Below are 2,781 nucleotides of genomic sequence, written 5' to 3' on the forward strand. Positions count from 1 at the left end.
GATCGAGATTATAGCCGCCGGCCTTGTACCCTTTGGCGTACGATGCATACAGCATGACGTCGTCATTGAAGCGCCAGGCGGCCTTCAGCGTGCCGGACAGATTGCCATCGCTGTTGTCGTCCGCCACGCGACGGTTGTGAAACGCCGGATTGGCCCAGAACGGACACAGATTGCCCAGAACAGTCTGAACACGCGTCGGCGTTCCCGCCGGCACCGGGGCCAGGGTGTCCGCGCCGATGATCTGTTGCCATTGCGCATTGGTTACCGGCGCGCCTGGCGTGTTCATCTGGGCCAGGGTGGTGCCATAGGCCCGTTGCGCCGCGCCGCACGCGGTATTGCCGGCCGTGTTGGTATACAGAGCCGTCATCTTCTTGGTTTCGCTGGTATAGCGCAGCCCCAGGGTCAGTTCGAGCTGCTCGGACACCTGCCACGAATTGTTGGTGAACAGCGCCCAGCTCTCGACGTTCTGCGTGTAGCGGTCCTTAGCCCCGGCACCCGGCGTATAAGCGCCCAGTGCGTTGGCGGGATTACCATTCAGGCTGGTCAGTTGACCGACCCGCCCTGGGTTGGTGCCTTGGGTCAGCGCCAGGCTGAGATAGGTCTGATAGTGGGCGCCATAGACATAGGAGTCGTTCCGCGTCAGGTCTTCCTTGACGTAGAAACCACCCACCAGCCAGTTTAGGCTCTCCGTCGCCCCGGCCAGGCGAACTTCCTGGCTGAAGGTCTTGAAGCGCGCGCTGAAGTCGCCATTGTCCTTACGGTACAGAATGTCGGCGCCGGTATAGTCGATATCCTGGCCATTCGTCGCCTTCCAGTCCCGCATGCCCGTGACCGATGTCAGAGTCGAATCGAGGAATCCCGGCAGCTTGATGTTGCTTTCGACCGAGACGCCGCCGTCGCGCACGACCTGACGGGTGTCGCGGTTGGCATAGGCGAGGCGATCGTCGATGTTCACCTTGTCAGCGGCAGCGACACCGTTGCCGCCGGTCAGGGCGTTGAGGATGGCGCCGGTCGGACCGGTACGGGTCTGCACTGAAACGCAGCAATGCTCATCGCGGTGGGTGTAGTCGCCGATGACGCGGATATCGATATTCTCATTCGGCACGAACAGAAGCTGGCCGCGAACCGTATGGAACTTCTGGTCGCCGTCATTGTCCAGGGTGCGCGGACCGACGCCGGTGTTGACGTTGTTGTAACCGTCACGCTCACGGTTAGCATAGTACAGGCGATAGGCGACCTCGTCGGTCAGCGGCCCGGTGACCGAACCGGCAAAACCCTTAGCGCCGTAATTGCCAACTGTGGCCTCGCCCTCGGCGCCGAAGGTAAACTGCGGCTTCTTGGTGATGACATTGATAACACCAGCCGAGGTGTTCTTGCCGAACAGAGTGCCTTGCGGCCCCTTCAGCACCTCGATGCGCTCCATTTCGCCCAGGTCCTCGAACCCGACGCCGTTGCGCGGACGATAGACACCGTCGATCACAACGCCGACCGAGGATTCCAGGCCGGGGTTGTCACCCACTGTGCCGACACCGCGGATACGGGCGGTCGTCAGGGTCTCGTTCTGGGTCGAGGTGACCGTCAGGCCCGGCGTCAGGATCTGCATGTCCTTGATGTCGCGGACGCCGGCTTCCTGCAGCGTCTTGGCCGACAGAGTGGTCACCGCGATCGGCACGTCTTGCAGACGCTGGGCGCGCTTCTGGGCCGTAACGATGACGACACCGTCCTCGGCCGGTGCATCCTGGGCCAGGGCCGGGGCCGCCGCCAAGGCGACGCCGGCGGCGCTGGCCATCAGCAGGGCGATGTGGCGGACTTTAAGTAATTGCGGGGCGTTTTGCATGTGTTTCCCTTAGGTAATTTCGTCTCTGCTTGAGGCTTTTTTCTTTGTCTTGGCATCCGGATGCGGCCTTGAACAGCGGCGCCATGATTACTTTTTTGTGTAACACATTACGTGCACGGAAACAAATATTCGTATTCTGAACACTGCAATGCACAAGATTTTTTGCTCCAAAACGGGACAGCGCCATAATAGGGCGGGCCTCACAATTCCTTTACCTTTGAAAATCAATGCCTTGTTGCTGATGCCGCTACGGCAGGTCTGCACCACTTCAGCCATATTGCACTTGCGCAGGTTGACGGCATTGACCCGACGACAACCCCGGATTTCACGGCGTTTTGAGCTGCCAGCTCGGCGCCAGGGACGGCGAGCGCAACGATATACAGACTCATTGTGAAGCCTATGCCGCATAAAAGACACACCCCGTAGAGCTGGCCTTCCGTTGCGGTATCCGGCTTTTGCGCCCATTTCATCGCACGTGCGAGATAAAAGGCAGCACGATACCGATCCGTTTGCCGATAAAGCCTGGGCTGCGGCGGCCAGACGAGATCCCCAGCCAGCTTCGGTCTTCAGGAACCGCACGGGGAATCGGCCGAAGGGTCTCACGACGGCTGATTTGTCGTCGGCGGGCTTGCCGTGGCCAGGCAAAACCGGCAGGATCACAGCCGAATGTATCCTGAGGGGTGGCTATGCGTCTCCAAACCGTTTCCGTCCTGGCCCTGCTTGCCATGCTGACCGCCTGCGCCAATCCGCGGGTGCCCGACTTTATGGTCAAGGGCGAGTTGCCGTTCGGCGACAAGACGGCCGCGCCTGTGGTGGCGCAGGCAGAACCCGAAGCCACACCAAAGGTTAGAAAAGACAAGAAAGCCAAAAAGCCGCAGACCGTCGCGGCAGCCGTGCCTGCGCCTGTCGCTGCCCAACCGGCCCCCCAGCCTGCACCTGCCCCG

General features: G+C 61.0%; 2 protein-coding genes and 1 pseudogene. 1 reads left to right on the forward strand and 2 read right to left on the reverse strand.

Annotated features, from left to right (window positions below; all coding sequences use genetic code 11):
- Together ABI_RS11070 and ABI_RS24440 are read right to left on the reverse strand one after the other, a co-directional pair.
- The coding region (locus ABI_RS11070) for a TonB-dependent receptor (protein ID WP_050808272.1) at window positions 1-1,837 on the reverse strand (1,837 nt) is incomplete at its 3' end.
- 224 nt (window positions 1,838-2,061) lie between these two features.
- Window positions 2,062-2,394, reverse strand: coding sequence for a Na+/H+ antiporter NhaA (locus tag ABI_RS24440; protein WP_083811483.1), 333 nt, complete (start codon window positions 2,392-2,394; stop codon window positions 2,062-2,064).
- Window positions 2,395-2,523: 129 nt separating this feature from the next.
- On the opposite strand from ABI_RS24440, the pseudogene ABI_RS25665 reads away from it, so the two are divergent.
- A pseudogene (locus ABI_RS25665) lies at window positions 2,524-2,781 on the forward strand (hypothetical protein); the annotation flags it as partial.

Source organism: Asticcacaulis biprosthecium C19 (genome assembly GCF_000204015.1).
Classification (GTDB): domain Bacteria; phylum Pseudomonadota; class Alphaproteobacteria; order Caulobacterales; family Caulobacteraceae; genus Asticcacaulis; species Asticcacaulis biprosthecius.